13 protein-coding genes are annotated in these 15,664 nt (G+C 67.7%); 6 read left to right on the top strand and 7 right to left on the bottom strand.

Annotated features, from left to right (window positions below; translation table 11 throughout):
* Positions 1-79: 79 nt before the first annotated feature.
* The gene (erpA, locus tag K2W61_RS05020) at positions 80-451 is read left to right on the top strand and encodes an iron-sulfur cluster insertion protein ErpA (RefSeq protein ID WP_175134728.1); all 372 of its coding nucleotides are present in this window, start codon (positions 80-82) and stop codon (positions 449-451) included.
* An 84-nt stretch (positions 452-535) separates the two neighbouring features.
* Here the strand turns inward: erpA and K2W61_RS05015 are convergent, their stop codons facing one another.
* Entirely contained in the window at positions 536-1,645 is a 1,110-nt protein-coding gene (locus K2W61_RS05015; RefSeq protein WP_336885385.1) for an anhydro-N-acetylmuramic acid kinase, read from the bottom strand.
* Positions 1,646-1,722: 77 nt separating this feature from the next.
* On the bottom strand, positions 1,723-3,132 hold the full coding sequence (locus K2W61_RS05010) for a M23 family metallopeptidase (protein ID WP_175134730.1): 1,410 nt from the start codon (positions 3,130-3,132) through the stop codon (positions 1,723-1,725).
* A 257-nt stretch (positions 3,133-3,389) separates the two neighbouring features.
* Between K2W61_RS05010 and tyrS the strand changes: the two genes are divergently transcribed.
* Positions 3,390-4,619 carry a tyrosine--tRNA ligase gene (tyrS, locus tag K2W61_RS05005; protein ID WP_175134731.1) on the top strand — a complete coding sequence of 410 codons (1,230 nt, stop codon included), beginning with the start codon at positions 3,390-3,392 and terminating at the stop codon, positions 4,617-4,619.
* A 72-nt stretch (positions 4,620-4,691) separates the two neighbouring features.
* A complete protein-coding gene (locus K2W61_RS05000; protein WP_175134732.1) occupies positions 4,692-5,348 on the top strand; it encodes a YbhB/YbcL family Raf kinase inhibitor-like protein in 657 nt (218 codons plus the stop codon).
* A 78-nt stretch (positions 5,349-5,426) separates the two neighbouring features.
* Here the strand turns inward: K2W61_RS05000 and K2W61_RS04995 are convergent, their stop codons facing one another.
* Positions 5,427-6,062, bottom strand: a complete 636-nt coding sequence (locus K2W61_RS04995) for a LysE family translocator (protein WP_175134733.1) — start codon at positions 6,060-6,062, stop codon at positions 5,427-5,429.
* Between the two features lie 205 nt (positions 6,063-6,267).
* Here K2W61_RS04995 and glyA point away from each other — a divergent pair, with 205 nt between their 5' ends.
* A complete protein-coding gene (gene glyA / locus K2W61_RS04990) occupies positions 6,268-7,518 on the top strand; it encodes a serine hydroxymethyltransferase (protein ID WP_175134734.1) in 1,251 nt (416 codons plus the stop codon).
* Positions 7,519-7,730: 212 nt separating this feature from the next.
* On the top strand, positions 7,731-8,210 hold the full coding sequence (nrdR, locus tag K2W61_RS04985; protein WP_006392798.1) for a transcriptional regulator NrdR: 480 nt from the start codon (positions 7,731-7,733) through the stop codon (positions 8,208-8,210).
* Between the two features lie 66 nt (positions 8,211-8,276).
* Here the strand turns inward: nrdR and K2W61_RS04980 are convergent, their stop codons facing one another.
* Together K2W61_RS04980 and K2W61_RS04975 are read right to left on the bottom strand one after the other, a co-directional pair.
* Positions 8,277-9,236, bottom strand: coding sequence for a GlxA family transcriptional regulator (locus tag K2W61_RS04980; RefSeq protein ID WP_175134735.1), 960 nt, complete (start codon positions 9,234-9,236; stop codon positions 8,277-8,279).
* A gap of 12 nt (positions 9,237-9,248) precedes the next feature.
* Positions 9,249-9,818 carry a cysteine hydrolase family protein gene (locus tag K2W61_RS04975; protein WP_175141652.1) on the bottom strand — a complete coding sequence of 190 codons (570 nt, stop codon included), beginning with the start codon at positions 9,816-9,818 and terminating at the stop codon, positions 9,249-9,251.
* Between the two features lie 240 nt (positions 9,819-10,058).
* Here K2W61_RS04975 and ribD point away from each other — a divergent pair, with 240 nt between their 5' ends.
* Positions 10,059-11,180 carry a bifunctional diaminohydroxyphosphoribosylaminopyrimidine deaminase/5-amino-6-(5-phosphoribosylamino)uracil reductase RibD gene (ribD, locus tag K2W61_RS04970; protein WP_175134757.1) on the top strand — a complete coding sequence of 374 codons (1,122 nt, stop codon included), beginning with the start codon at positions 10,059-10,061 and terminating at the stop codon, positions 11,178-11,180.
* On the opposite strand, the gene K2W61_RS04965 is transcribed toward ribD, so the two are convergent.
* Together K2W61_RS04965 and K2W61_RS04960 are read right to left on the bottom strand one after the other, a co-directional pair.
* Positions 11,177-13,633, bottom strand: coding sequence for a hypothetical protein (locus tag K2W61_RS04965; protein ID WP_236755137.1), 2,457 nt, complete (start codon positions 13,631-13,633; stop codon positions 11,177-11,179). The genes ribD and K2W61_RS04965 overlap by 4 nt on opposite strands.
* Entirely contained in the window at positions 13,620-14,858 is a 1,239-nt protein-coding gene (locus K2W61_RS04960; protein WP_236755136.1) for a DUF3142 domain-containing protein, read from the bottom strand. Before K2W61_RS04960 ends, K2W61_RS04965 begins: the two co-directional genes overlap by 14 nt.
* Positions 14,859-15,664 lie beyond the last annotated feature (806 nt).

The following is a 15,664-nucleotide window of genomic DNA, read 5'->3' as shown; positions in this document are numbered from 1 at the left end:
GCGGCGCTGCGCTATAGTGACTACATGCGAGTGGCGCAGCCGCTCATCGGAATATGGCCCCAGCGGCCAGGAGTGAATCATGAATGCAGTGACCGAAACCGTCGACCTGCAGGCCGCCCCGCCTGCTCCCCTGGTGTTCACCGACTCGGCAGCCGCCAAGGTCAAGGACCTGCTGGCCGAGGAAGGCAACCCCGAGTTGAAGCTGCGCGTGTTCGTGCAGGGCGGTGGCTGTTCGGGTTTCCAGTACGGTTTCACGTTCGACGAAGTCGTCAACGAAGACGATACCGTGCTCGACAAGGCTGGCGTGCAACTGCTGGTCGATCCCATGAGCTTCCAATACCTGGTCGGCGCCGAGATCGACTACAAGGAAGACCTGGAGGGCGCGCAGTTCGTCATCCGCAATCCCAACGCCACTACCACCTGCGGCTGCGGCTCGTCGTTCTCGGTGTAAACCGCGCTGGCGGCGGATCGTCCGCCAGTCAAAAAAAAGCCCTTCGGCAAGCCGAAGGGCTTTTTCATTGGGCGCCTGGCGGGCTCAGGCCGGGTAGAGGGCGCCCAGGATGCGTGGGCCGCGCGCGCCGGTGACGCTGGGCAGGCCGGCGGGCCGCCGCGCCAGGAAGGCCTGGGCCAGCCAGGCGAAAGCCAGCGCTTCGACCTGCTGCGCCGGCACGCCCAGCGCGTCAGTGGGGTGGACCGGGCGTTGCAGGCAATACGCCAATTCGCGCATCAGGCCCGGGTTATGGGCGCCGCCGCCACACACATAGAGTTCGCGCACATCGGCGCCCGCGGCGTCGATGGCGTTGGCGACGGTGCGGGCCGTCAGGCGCAGCAAGGTCGCCTGCACGTCCTGCGCAGCGGGGGTGGGGCCGTCGAAGGCGGCCAGCCGGTCGTCCAGCCAGCGCAGGTTGAACAAGTCGCGGCCGGTCGATTTGGGAGGCGGCAACGCGAACCAGGGTTCGCTGGCGATCAGTTGCTCCAGCAACGGCGCCAGCACCTGGCCGCTGGCGGCCCAGCGGCCATCGGTGTCGTAAGCCCGCCCCAGGTGCCGCTGGCACCAACCGTCCAGCAAGACATTGGCCGGGCCTGTATCGAAGCCGCGCGGCGGCTGGCCCGGCACCAACAGAGTGACATTGGCGATACCCCCCAGATTCAGCACCGCGCGGCCCTGCCGCGCGCCAAACACCGCGGCGTGGAAGGGCGGCACCAGCGGCGCGCCCTGGCCGCCGGCGGCCACGTCGCGGCTGCGGAAGTCCGCCACCACGTCGATACCGGTCAGCTCCGCGAGCAGCGCGGGTGCGTTCAATTGCGCGGTGTAGCCGAGATCGGGGCGGTGGCGCACCGTCTGGCCGTGGGCGCCGATGGCGGCGATGTCCCGCGCCGGCAGGCTGGCGCGGGCCTGCAGGTCGGCCACCACGCGCGCATACAGGCGCGCCAGTTCATTGGCGGCCAGGGCGGAGCGGGCCAGTTCGTCTTCGCCGGCAAGGTTCAGCGCCAGGAACTCGGCGCGCAATGCGGCCGGCATGGGCAGGCTGGCGCTGGCCAGCAACCGCGGCGGCTGGCCGGGGCGCAGTTGCGCCAGGACGCCATCCACGCCGTCCACGCTGGTGCCGGACATGAGGCCGATGAAATGCTGGGGTACGGTCATGGCGATGGCTGCCTGAAAAAAAGCGGCCCGGCATCGAGGTGCGCGGGCCGCCTTGCGGGTGCATCATGCCGGCCAGCCTAGCGGCTGGCCACGTTGGTCAGGGTGTCGGGCAGGGTCTGCTGGAACTGGGTCAGCAGTTGGATCTGCTGCTTGTACGGCGTCACGGCCTGATTGAAGGCGCGGACTTCCGCGGGCTCCAGGGTGCGGGCCACGGGCAGGTCCACCGAAAGCGGGTCGATGGGCTGGTTGTCGACGCGGAACTCATAATGCAGATGCGGCCCGGTCGCCCAGCCAGTGGCGCCCACGTAGCCGATCAGCTGGCCCTGGGAGACCTTGGTGCCCTTGGTGATTCCCGCGGCGATGCGGCTCTGGTGGGCATACAGGGTCGAGTACTTGCCGTGGTGCTTGATGATCACGACGTTGCCGTAGCCGTTCTGCCATCCGGCGAATTCCACCGTGCCGTCGGCCGTGGTGTGGATTGGCGTGCCCGAGGGCGCGGCGTAGTCCACGCCTTTGTGGCCGGTCCAGGTCTTGTGGATCGGGTGCATGCGCATGCCGAACGTCGAGCTGATGCGGCTGAACTTCAGGGCGGTGCGCAGGAACGCGCCGCGCAGGCTGGTGCCGTCGAAATCGTAGTACGAGCCGGTCTTGTCGTCGGGGCTGAACCAGACGGCGTTGTAGGTCTTGCCGTTGTTGATGAATTCCAGGGCCAGCACCCGGCCGGCGCCGGCGTAGCGGCCGTCGTGCGAACGCACTTCGTAGACCACGCGGAATTGGTCGCCCTGGCGCAGGTCGCGCAAGAAGTCGATCTTGGCGCTGAGGATGTCGGCCATCTGCATGGTGACCGAATCGGGGATGCCGGCGGCATCGGTGGCGCCGAACAGCGAGGAGCGGATCGTGCCGACCGCCACGCGCGTCTGGCGCTCGGTGTTCTCGGTGACTTCCTCGGCCTTGTAGCCATCGTCGGTGCGCGCGACGTGCAGCATGCGGGTGACGACCTGGCCTTCGGCCTCGTTGCCCGGGGTGTGGATATAGCGCAGCCAGATCAGCTTGCCTTCGGCGTCGGTGGCGGCCTGCACCGAGCGGCCCGGGTACAGCTTGTAGATGCTGCGGGCGCTGGCGTCGTGGGTCAGGAAGGCTTGCAGGCCCGGCGAATCCAGTTCCAGGCGCTGCAGCACGGCGGCCAGCGTGTCGCCCGGACGGATGCGGGTTTCGCTGATGTAGGGTGCGGCGCTGGGCGTGCTGACTTCGACCTGCTCGGTGGTGAGCGGCAGAATGCTCTGGATGACGCGGGTGGGGGGGAGTTCGCTGCGGTCGGGTTGCTGCACCATGCCCAAGGCGGCGGCGCCGGCAAACAGACCCACGGCGGTGACCAGAAGCGTGCGGCGGAAAAGCCCCGAGCGATGGGACTTGGGTTCGACGGGCGCAAATACGGCGGCAACTTTGCGCTTGATGCTACTCGCCAGGTCGTGGAGGCCACGATTCATCGTGAAGATACCCTCTCAGGTGGCATGAGCTCGCAGGGTGCGTGACACGAACGGCCCCCGCGCGCCACGTTTTTCGGGGCAAGGGCTGGCGCGGGGCGCATCTTGTGAACAACGGGTGGTAACCGGAAGCGCAACTGCGTACATATGACAGTTGCGTATGATTAGGGCGGTATCCTAGCTGATTCGGCTAGAATTTTCGATAGTTTTCGTCACTTTTTACACCTTTTATCGGCTAAAGCCGTCCTGGCCCCCCTTACATGTCACCCTCAGAAGCCCCCATCACCCCCGAAGTCGAAGCCGATCTGCGTATTGCCAAGCGCGGATGCGATGAGCTGCTGGTCGAATCCGAATTCGCCCGCAAGCTGGCCCGCAGCCGCGCCACCGGCGTGCCGCTGCGCATCAAGCTGGGGCTGGACCCGACCGCGCCCGACATCCACCTGGGCCACACGGTGGTGCTCAACAAGATGCGCCAGCTCCAGGACCTGGGCCATACGGTCATCTTCCTGATCGGCGACTTCACTTCGACCATTGGCGATCCCAGCGGCCGCAACAGCACCCGTCCGCCGCTGACGCGCGAACAGATCGAGGCCAACGCCAAGACCTACTATGCGCAGGCCAGCCTGGTGCTGGATCCGGCCCGCACCGAGATCCGCTACAACTCCGAGTGGTGCGATCCGCTGGGCGCGCGCGGCATGATCCAGCTGGCGTCGCGCTACACCGTGGCGCGCATGATGGAACGCGAGGATTTCACCAAGCGCTTCAAAGGCGGCATTCCGATCTCGGTGCATGAATTCCTGTATCCGCTGATGCAGGGTTACGACTCGGTGGCGCTGAAGTCCGATCTGGAGCTGGGGGGCACCGATCAGAAGTTCAACCTGCTGGTCGGCCGCGAGCTGCAAAAGGAATATGGGCAAGAGCCGCAGTGCATCCTGACGATGCCGCTGCTGGTCGGCACCGACGGCGTCGAGAAGATGTCCAAGTCCAAGGGCAATTACATCGGTATTTCGGAGTCGCCCGATTCGATGTTCGGCAAGCTGATGTCGATTTCCGACACGCTGATGTGGCGCTACTTCGAGCTGCTCTCGTTCCGCTCGCTGGAAGACATCGCGGCGTTGCGTCAGGAGATCGATGGCGGCCGCAATCCGCGCGATGCCAAGGTCATGCTGGCGCAGGAGATCATCACCCGGTTCCACTCGGCCAAGGCGGCCGACGACGCGTTGGCCGCGTTCGAGGCGCGTTTCCGCGACGGCGCGATCCCGCAAGACATGCCCGAGGTCAGCATCGGCGGCGCGCCGGTCGGTATCCTCAAGCTGCTGCGCGAGGCGGGGCTGGTGGCATCGGGTTCGGAGGGGCAGCGCAACGTCGAGCAAGGCGGGGTGCGCGTCAATGGCGACCGGGTCGAAGACAAATCGTTGCAACTGCCCGCAGGGACTTACGTCGTCCAGGTGGGCAAGCGCAAGTTCGCGCGTGTTAAGTTGAACCCATAATCGCGAAGATTTTGCTACGCTGGAGGGACGTTCAAGGCTGGGATGCCTTCGCAGCACTTCAAGGAGCACGACATGAAACTTTCGAGTTTGTCTTTTTCCGATAACGAGTCGATTCCGGAGCGCTACGCCTTCGGCAAGATCGATGCGCAATCGCACGTCGCGCTGGCAGACAACTACAACCCGCAGTTTTCCTGGGACGACGTCCCGGCGGGCACCCAGTCGTTCGCCTTGATCTGCCACGATCCGGACGTCCCCTCCAAGCCCGACGACGTCAACCAGGAAGGCCGCGAGGTGCCGGCCGACCTGCCGCGGGTGGATTTCTTCCATTGGGTGCTGGTGGACCTGGCCGCCGACATGCGCGAAATCGAGGAAGGCGCCTTCTCCAGTGGCATCACGCCGCGTGGCAAGGGCGGGCCGCTGGCGCCGCTGGATGCCCGCCAGGGCATCAACTCGTACTCGTCCTGGTTCGCCAACGACCACGACATGAGCGGCGACTACTTCGGCTACGACGGCCCGTGCCCACCCTGGAACGACTCGCTGGTGCACCGCTATGTGTTCACGCTGTACGCGCTGGACGTCCATTCGCTGAACCTGCAAGGCTCGTTCAACGGTGAAGATGCCTTGCGCGCCATCCAGAAGCACGTGCTGGCGCAGGCGTCGCTGACCGGCACCTACACGCTCAACCCGAGGCTGGCGCCCAAGCTGATCGGGGCAACCTCGGCATCCTGAGCGCCGGGGCGTCAAAATGGGCCGCAATCCCTGCGGCCCATTTTCATTTGTGGAACCGTTGCCGCCCGCGCGCCGCTTTCAGGCGCTGGCGCGTTTCAGCCGCAGCAGCGCCACGCCGAAGGCCACGAACACCGACCCCACCGCCCGGTTGATCCAGCGCACCGCTCGCGGCTGCTGGAACAGGCGGCGGGCGCGGCGCGCCAGCAGTCCGTAGGCCAGCAGCGAGGGCAGCGACAGGCCCATGAAGATGCCGGTCAGGATGAAGAACTGCGGCAGCAGGGGCTCGGCCGCGTTCAGGAACTGCGGAAAAAGCGCGGTGAAAAACAGGATCGGCTTGGGGTTCAGGCCGGCCACGAAGGCCGCTTCCAGATAGAGCGCCAGCGCCCCGCGCGGCGCGCCGGCGCTGCCCGGCGGCGGCGCGGCCACGCTGCTGCGGCCCAGCAGGTGGCGCAGGCCCAGGTAGATCAGGTACGCGGCGCCGGCGATCTTGAGGGCGGCGAACAGCAGGGCCGACGACTGCAGCACCACGCCCAGGCCCAGCATGGCGGCGGCGGACAGCAGGAACAGCCCCGTGACATTGCCCAGTGATGACGGCAACACCGCGCGCAGGCCGCCGGCGGCGCCATTGCGCATGGCCAGGATGCTGGCGGGGCCGGGCGTGATGACGCTGACGGCGGCGACCAGGGTGTAGGCAAGCAGAGTCTGCGTTTGCATGAAAGTTTCTCAAGTCGGGTTGAGAGGGGTTTCCGGCCGCGCGGGGATGGCGGAAATTTCGCGTCCTTGAGGGGAATTTTGCCTCCATTCGGGGCATTTTGACGACAGGCAAAGTGGCGTGACGCGGTAAACTATCCGTCATTATCCGGGTTTACCCGCCCGGGCGCAGTTTCCTCCTCTCTTACCGCCTCAGGAACCCCCCGTCATGTTTGACCGCAACCTCACCCTCTCCAAGGCTGACCCGGAAGTCTGGGCCGCCATCCAGAAGGAAGACGTTCGCCAGGAGCAGCACATCGAGCTGATCGCTTCGGAGAACTACGCCAGCCCGGCCGTCATGGAAGCCCAGGGCACGCAGCTCACGAACAAGTACGCCGAGGGCTACCCGGGCAAGCGTTACTACGGCGGTTGCGAATACGTCGACGTGGTCGAGCAACTGGCCATCGATCGCCTGAAGCAGATCTTCGGCGCCGAAGCCGCCAACGTGCAGCCCAACTCGGGCTCGCAGGCCAACCAGGGCGTGTACATGGCCGTCCTGAAGCCGGGCGACACCGTGCTGGGCATGAGCCTGGCCGAAGGCGGCCACCTGACCCACGGCGCGTCGGTCAACGCCTCGGGCAAACTGTACAACTTCATCTCGTACGGCCTGGACGAAAACGAAGTCCTGAACTACGCCCAGGTCGAGCAACTGGCCAAGGAACACAAGCCCAAGCTGATCGTCGCCGGCGCCTCGGCCTATGCCCTGCACATCGACTTCGAGCGCATGGCCCGTATCGCCCATGACAACGGCGCGCTGTTCATGGTCGACATCGCCCACTATGCCGGCCTGGTGGCCGGTGGCGCCTACCCGAACCCGGTGCCGCACGCCGATTTCGTCACCTCGACCACGCACAAGTCGCTGCGCGGCCCGCGCGGCGGCGTCATCATGATGAAGGCGGAATTCGAAAAGGTCGTCAATTCGGCCATCTTCCCCGGCATCCAGGGCGGCCCGCTGATGCATGTCATCGCCGGCAAGGCGGTGGCTTTCAAGGAAGCGCTGGAACCCGAATTCAAGACCTACGCGCAGCAAGTGGTCAAGAACGCCAAGGTGCTGGCCGACACGCTGGTCAAGCGTGGCCTGCGCATCGTCTCGGGCCGCACCGAAAGCCACGTCATGCTGGTGGACCTGCGTTCCAAGGGCATCACCGGCAAGGAAGCCGAAGCGGTGCTGGGCCAGGCCCACATCACGGTCAACAAGAACGCCATCCCGAACGATCCGGAAAAGCCCTTCGTGACCAGCGGCATCCGCCTGGGCACGCCGGCCATGACCACCCGCGGCTTCACCGAAGCCGAGGCCGAGCTGACCGCCAACCTGATCGCCGACGTGCTGGACAACCCGCGCGACGAGGCCAATATCGCCGCCGTGCGCGCCAAGGTCAACGAACTGACCTCGCGCCTGCCGGTGTACGGCCGCAAGTAATGCCGCCACGGCGGTGGCTCCGCGCCGCCCGCGCCTAGAGGGGACGGCTCCGCAAGGGGCCGTCCTTTTGTTTTAGGGCCAATGGCGCTTGCGTGTCGGCGGCCTCCAGGGCAAAAATATTAGGGACGAATTTGTCATGATCGACACGGGCAAGCCGTCGCATCGTTACAATATGGGCGAATTATTGCTTTCCGTGTTTTCAGGGATCACACATGCGGTGTCCATTTTGCGGCAACTCCGAAACGCAGGTCGTTGACAGCCGTGTCTCGGAAGAGGGCGACGCCATTCGTCGTCGGCGCCGCTGCCAGTCCTGTGACAAGCGCTTCACCACGTATGAACGGGTGGAGCTGGCATTGCCGTCCGTGGTCAAGCGCAACGGCAGCCGCAGCGACTACGATCCCGCCAAGCTGCGCGCCAGCCTGAGCCTGGCGCTGCGCAAGCGTCCGGTCAGCACCGAGGACGTGGACGCCGCCGTGGCCCGCATCGAGGAACAACTGCTGGCCAGCGGCCTGCGCGAAGTGGCTTCCGGCCATATCGGCGAACTGGTCATGAACGAGTTGCGCAAACTCGACAAAGTGGCCTACGTACGTTTCGCCTCGGTCTACAAGAGCTTCGAGGACATCGGCGAATTCGTCGAGGCGATCCGCGAAATGCAGGGGCCGGTGCTGCCGGGCAAGCTGCGCAAGGAGTGAGCCGCCCGTCCGCTTCAGCGGCGCGGCGCGCGCCGCCCCGGCCGGCCGGCTGCTGGCACTAGGCGGCTACGGCGCCGGCGCGCGCGCCATGCTGGGCGTCTGCGGCTGAAATCTGCGCCACACGCGGCGCAGGTGCTGGGCCGAGCCGAAGCCCGATTTTTCCGCCACGGCTTCCAGATTCAAGCGGGTTTCGCGCAGCATGTCGCGCGCCAGCGCCACGCGTATCTGATACAGGTAATCCATCGGCGTGCAGCCGGCATGTTCATGGAACAGGCGCGTCAGGTGGCGCGGGCTGGTGTGGGCTTGTTCGGCCAGCGACTGCGCCGACCAGGGCGCCGCCGGGTTGCGCACGACCGCGTCCTGCACCCGGTGCACGCCGGGATGCATATGGTTGCGGTGCTCCAGCCAGGGGGACAAGGCCGAGTCGCTGCCGGCGCGCCGCTGGTACACCACCATGTCGCGCGCCACTTCGCTGGCCACCCGCGGGCCGCAGTGACGCGACACCATGTGCAACGCCAGATCGATGCCGGCGGTGATGCCGGCGCTGCTGACCAGGTTGCCATCCTCGACGAAGATGCGGTTGTCGTGCAATCGGGCGCTCGGATCCATGTCGGCGAGCTGCGCCAGGCAGCTGTGGTGCGTGGTGCACTCGCGCTGGCGCGTCAGGCCGGCCGCGGCGGCGAACAGCGCGCCGGCGCAGACGGTCATCAAGGTGAAGCCGTCGACCGGGTGGCGCCGCGCCAGCCAGTCGATGATCCGGCGGGCCTCGGGTTCGTCCAGCCGGGTGGGTTTGCCGACCACGCCCGAGATGATCACCAGGGCCTCGGGCGGCAACTGCTCGGGCAAGGGCTGGATCCGCGCCAGGTGCAGGCCGGGAATGCCGCTTTCGATTTCGGTCGAGGGGCCGCAGAAATGCTGCTCAAAGGCGCCGGGACACAGCTTGTTGGCGACCCGGAACGCCTCGGCCGGTCCGGCCACGTCGAGCAGCACGATTCCCCGGGGCAGGATGAAGTGCACGGGAATCATGGCGGCTCGTCCTCAGTGCGCGTCGGCGAAGACGTCGGCGGCGCGGGCAATGCGGGCAAAACGGCCCTGCAGCACCAGTTCGGTGGCATCGCGGATCTCGGCCGGGGTGTAGTGCTTGCCGGACGGGCTCTGCATCGCGAAGGTCAGCGTGGCGTCGGTCGGGAACACCACCTTGAAGCCGTCGTCGCTGGCGTGGCGGGTGGTGGTCTCGCAGCATTGTTCGGTGCGGATGCCGCTGACGATGACGCCCTCGACACCGTGCGTGCGCAGCCAGTCCTGCAAGGTGGCGCCGTCGGCATCCCTGGCGTAGAGCGAGGAGTGCACGGTCTTGTGGAACACCGCGTCGGGTTCGATGTGCAGTTCCTTCAGGGTCTTGACGTGGCCGGAGGCCAGCGAGAACGGGTTGGCCGGATCATTGGCGGCGCTGGTGTGGAATACCTGCAGCACCGGGACGCCGCGGGCGCGGGCGGCGTCGATCAGGCCCTGCAGTTGCGAGATGAATGCCGGATATTCCGATTCATCCCAAAACGGACGTTGACGAAAAGAATCCTGGACGTCGATGACAATCAATGCCTGTTTCATGGCTGCGGGCTCCTTGCCGAGGTATTTCAGGGGGGGTGGCATATTGTGATGCCGCCGGCAGCGCCGGGCGAGGCCGGCTCCAGACCAGCATCGGCCTGAAACGGACATTGAGCGGCAGGCCCGGGAAGCATCATAGCGCGCCCCGCGGCGACACGCCCCGGCGGCGCGCCGCGGACATACAATCCCAGCATGATGATGAACCCCAGCGTGAACCCCAGCGAACCCGAAGACCTGTCCTGGATGCGGCGCGCCCTGGCGCTGGCGCAGACCGTCATGTACTCGACCGCGCCCAATCCCCGGGTCGGCTGCGTCATCGTGCGCGATGGCCGGGTCCTGGGCGAAGGCGCGACCCAGCCGCCTGGAGGGCCGCACGCCGAAGTCTGCGCCCTGCGCGATGCCCAGGCGCGCGGCGAATCGGTGGCGGGCGCCACCGTTTACGTCACGCTGGAGCCGTGCAGCCATTTCGGCCGTACGCCGCCCTGCGTCGAGGCGCTGCTGGCGGCTGCGCCGGCGCGCGTGGTGGTGGCGATCGGCGATCCCAATCCGCTGGTCAACGGCAAGGGCCTGGCGCGGCTGCGCGAGGCCGGCATTGCCGTCACCACGGGCATCTGCCGCGAAGAGGCGCTGGCGCTGAATGCCGGTTTCATTGCGCGCATGAGCCGCGGGCGGCCTTGGACCTGGCTCAAGATGGCGACGTCGCTGGACGGACGCAGCGCGCTGCAGAACGGCCTGTCGCAATGGATCACCGGCCCCGAGGCGCGCGCCGACGGGCATCGCTGGCGCGCGCGCAGCTGCGTGGTGCTGACCGGCATCGGCACGATACTCAAGGACGACCCGCAACTGACCGTGCGTAGCGTGGCGACGCCGCGCCAGCCGCGCCGGGCGGTAGTCGACGGCCGCTTCGAGATTCCCGAGGACGCGCGCCTGTTCGATGGCGGCGAGGTCATCGTGTTCACGGCCCGCGCCGATGCCGCCAAGCAGGCGCGGCTGGAAGCCCGGAATGTGCGCGTGGTGCCGATGCCGGCCGAGACGCCCGATCGGGTCGATCTGCCGGCGATGATGCACTGGCTGGCCGCGCAGCAGTGCAACGAAGTCCACGTCGAGGCCGGCGCGGGCCTGAGCGGCGCGCTGGTGGCGGCAGGCTGCATCGATGAACTGCTGATCTATATGGCGCCGATGCTGTTGGGCGACGCCGCCGGCGTGGTCAAGCTGCCGCTGCTTGAGCGCCTGGATGGCGCGCCGCGTTACGAATTCATCGAGGCCGAGCGGGTTGCCGCCGACCTGCGCGTGCGTGCGCGGGTGCCGGAGCATTGGCGCGGACTGCTGCGGCGGGTCGCGTTGCCCGCCGCAGAGGAGCCCTAGCGTCTCCTGCCGGCGGCGGCCGGGCCGCCATCGCGCCAGGCCCACAGGCCGGCGCCAAGCGCCGCCAGGGCCAGCAACCCGCTGGCTAGCAACAGGCCGGCATGCTGCTGGCGTGCGTGTTCCCAGGCCTTCCATGCCTGGATGTAGTGAAAGCGCGCGGCCGACTGGAAATCCGGCTCCGGGCATTCGCGGCCGAAGGTGTCGCCGAAGGGCACCCGCGCGCCCTGATCCACATACCGCAGGTAGATGGCGGTGGCGCGCGCCGGCGTGTCATCGATCACGTAGCTTGCGCCGTGGCACAGCACGGCCGCGAAGGCCTGCGAGCGGGAGGGCAGTTCGTCGGCCGCTTTCAGTGCGTAGCCGGCGGCGATCTGGCGGTAGTGGTAGCGCACGTTGGGGCGCGCCTCGCTGGCCGCGTAGCGGGCGCGTTCCTCCGGGGTCACGTAAGGGCCGGGCAGGTCCGCCTCGGCCCGTTGCCGGGGAGTATCCATTGGCTGCCCGGCGTCTGCGCGCGCCTCGCGCCACCAGGGGTTGGCATCGCGGCCGGCGCCCGCCGAGTAGTTGCCATCGTAGACGGCGTAGTCAGGCCCCTGCTCGTAGCCCATGATGCGGATGCCGTCACGGCGCGCCAGCGCCGCGGCGTCATACCAGGCCCTGGCGCGGCGGGTGCGGCCCCAGGCGCTGCCCGCCGTCTGCAGCGCGGTTGCATACTGGGCGGCGCGCAGGCGCACGTCGGACTCCCGGATCGTCCAGTTGCCGTCGTCATCGTCGACGCGGGCAAAGCGCGGGTCGTCATCGGCCGGAAAATAAGGCAGGGCCTCGGCTGCGCGGCCTTCGCGCACCAGGCGCCGGGCCAGCAGCTGGCGCAGGCGGTCGTGCGCGGGCGGGGGATTCAGGCGGCGCCATGCATAGAACTGGTCGGGGGTATAGCTGCCAAAGCCGGCCGGGCGCGCAGGCGCCGGCGTGGCGGCAGGCAGGCGGTCGACATAGGCCTTGAGTTCCTCGGTGGTGAGCACGCGTTCGGCCACGTAGGCGGCGTCGTTCCAGTAAGGCGACTGGGTCCAGCCTTCAGCGGGCCGGTTGGCGCCGTCGCCGGCCGCGGCCGCGCGATACAGCTGGTCCAGCGCTTCCACGTATTGGCCACGCGACAGCGACAGCACGCCTTGCTCGGCCTTGAGCCGCGCGCCCGATTCCGGTTCGACGCTGCCATCGGCGCGCGGAAACGCCCCGACGGCGCGCGCATAGGCCTGGGCGGCGAGTTCGTTGTCGCCGCGGCGGATGGCCAGCTTGGCCCGTACCCACCACGCCAATGCCGTGTCGAGCCGGTTGGCCAGGGCCTGGGCCAGATCGTAGCGGCCGACGCGGTAGGCCAGCGCCGCGACCCGGTCAGCGTTGGCGATGCGCTGCGGTTCCTGGGTCTGCAACGCGGCCGCCAGCGATTGCAGGGCCGGGTTCGGCGCCACGTTGGGAGCGCCGTCGGCGGCATCGGCCAGGCTCAGGCGGCCGCTGCGTTCGAAGTTGGCGAACGGGTCGCGCGCGCTGTCGGGCTTGCCGTCGACAATGTCGCCGATCCGGGCCAGGCCATACGCCACCAGCAGGCGCTGACCGACCGGATCGTCGATCAGCCGGCCGGCGCGGGCTGGCGAGGTCAGCGCCCAGTCGGCGATCAGGCGCAGCGATTCGCGCCCACTGACCGAGTCGCGCGCGGCCTGGGCGGCGTACAGGCGCACCGCCTGTTGCAGATCGGGGGGCGCCACGGCGTCCAGACAGGGCGTCGCGTTGACGACGTCTGCGTAGGCGCATTGCCCCAGATTGCCGCGCAACGACAGTCGCGCCTGCTGGCCGTAGCTGGCGACGGCCAGGCCGAGGGGATCGGGAGCCCCATGCCGCGCCAGGTCGCGCACGCGGGCATAGCCCTGCGCCGATGCTGCCGCATCCGTGATCTCGGCCAACATGTAAGTGGCCCAGACGCTGCGTGTCGCGGCCTGTTCGGCGGGCAGCGCCAGAATTGCCCGCAGGCGCTGACGCGCCCGTTCCCAACGGTCCTCGTCCGGCGCTTGCGGCGCCGTGCGGTAGTCGACCGCGGCCGCGGCATAGAGGCGGACGGCTTCGGGCAGGCCCGCGCCTGCGGCGTAGGCCTGGTCGCCATCGGCGCGCGCGCGCATCGTTCGCACCTGTTCGTATTGCGTTGGTGTGAGCGTGGCGTCGTAGGATTCCGGGATGGCGTCGGAGCGGTAGCTGCCGTCCGGCAGCAGCGGCGACTCATTGGCCCGCAGCGCATCCGCGGCGGGCACCAGCCGCGCCGCCTCATAGGCGAATGAATTGGCGGGCGTGCCTTGCAGGGTGCTCGCGCGATCATCCAGCAATTGCGGCGGGAAGTCGGGACCACAGGCGATGACGAGGCCGGTGCCGGCCAGCAGCAGGGCGACGGCCAGCGTTTTACGGTTGTACATGCAAGCTCGGCGTTGGGGAGTCACAGCGGATCCATCCTATGGCGCGTTCAGCGCCGGCGCGCAGCAGGCCATCCTGCGCGCGCCGAAGATACCTGCCCTTGCGATCGTACTCAAGGGTATAGCCGTTGATGCCGTCGGCGGCGGCGCAGCGGGCGTCCAGTCTGACCATGAAGGGCAGCGGCATGTCGGCGTTGCCGCGGTTGGCCAGCAGCACGTCGCGCGCGCCGCCGGAGTCCGGCGGATTGATCGCGACTGCCAGCGCCGGCGCCAGGGGCTGGCGCGCCAGCACCGCGCGCCAGGTCCGCAGGCTCCAGGCGCGCGTGTCGGCCTGGGTCGGCAGGCGGAACCAGACGATGCCGGCCAGGCGCGCCGGGCGCGCGCGATCGAGCGCACCGACAAAGGCCGCGACGGTGCCTGGCGCGGCCAGCAGTTCGGCCGAACGGCCGCCCGGCATCAACGCCGGCCGTTCGCTTTCGACCGCAACGATCTGGCCTTGTTCGTCCCATGCGACCCGGCTGCCGTAGGCCGGCAGCGCCACCCGCCAAGGTTTGCCGGTGCGCTGGGCGTAAGCGTCGAGCCAGGCACGCGCGTGCGCGGCGTCGAACAGCAGCCCCTGCGCCGGGTTCGATACGGCATGCACTTGCAACACCGTTTCGTCCGGTACCGCCAGCAGGCCGGCCAGCGCGGGGCTGTCCAGCCAGGTGGGCAGCGCGGTGATCGACAACGGCAGGTCGGGCGGTAGCCGGGTCTTCAACGTGGTCAGCAGCGCGGTATAGGCCGGCAGCCGCGCGGTGGCGCAGTCGTAGTCGATTTCCAGGCCGGCCAGCGCGATGCCGGCGTTGCGCCAGACGGCGAGCGTGGCGGTGGCGCGCGCGGCAATCTCGGCCTCGCGCAACGCGCCGACGCGGCCATCCAGCCGCAGCACCAGCACCACCGGACGGCCGGTCGCCGCCAGCGCGGCCAGGTCGGGCGCCGCTTCGAACCAGACGCCGTCGGCGCGCAGTTCGGCCGCCAGCACGCGCCACGATCGCAGCACATCGGCGCTTTCATTCAGCGCCTGGACCAGCGCGGGCGTCCAGCGCCGCTGCCAGACATAGGCATCGTTGGGCAAAGGAGGCAGGGCGCGTTCGCAGGCCGCCAGCAGCACGGCGCAGAACGGCAGGAGGCAAAGCGCCGCGAGACGCCGGCCGCGCATCGACGCGCGGCTGATGCGAGACCCATGCATGACGGGACGCAGGCGTGACGGCATGGTGTACGGGACAGCGTTTGAATGGCGGCGCGAGGCGCCAGGTCGGCCAATGCGAGATTCTATCCTTGACGGCGCAAGGGGTATTAGCACTCTGCCGCCCCGGCTGCCAATCGATGCCGCGACAGCCTATGACAAGCGCCGGGACAGCGTTTGCCGGCGCGGCTTGCGGCCTGATCGCAGCAAGTTTGAGAACGATTTTCGCGCCTCATATAAGGGTTGTCGATGGGTGTTTTTTTACCGCATTGCCTCAAATGAATTGCCACAAAGCCGTCAAATCGGCTTAGCATAAGCCCATGACTTGGCGCTACGCGCGCATGGCTTGCTCCACGACCCGCCACGCGCCCTCGTCACCACGGATTCCAGTGTCGTGTACCGGCGCTTTCATATACCCGGACCGGCGCTTGCTGAACGCAGTCGCTTTGCGCCGTTCAGACCGTTCGCTGCCATCGCATAGCGAACGCACCGGACTTGTGTCCGGATCATAAGAATCCACCGGGATATCGCTCATCCCTTCAAATAATTGCTGACCATTTCATGCGTGGCCGCATCGTGCGCCCGTGCTACAGCGATATGCTGAAGGCGAAGGGCTGAACTTATTCACGTTGGTTGCAATCCTTGATGGAACTTGTGTCTCAAGTGCGCAGCCTAAACGGAAAGGGCCCGATCGTGCTCTTGGTTGATGTGTGGCGAAAGCAACATACAACCGTGCCGAGATTGCTGAAGGCGAGATTGACTAGTCACGCTCAAGCACTGAGGCACACAATGGGGACACGTAGGGACGT

The organism is Achromobacter pulmonis (genome assembly GCF_021733725.1).
Taxonomy (GTDB): Bacteria; Pseudomonadota; Gammaproteobacteria; order Burkholderiales; family Burkholderiaceae_B; genus Achromobacter; species Achromobacter pulmonis.
This window is presented reverse-complemented; position numbering and strand designations above follow the sequence as displayed.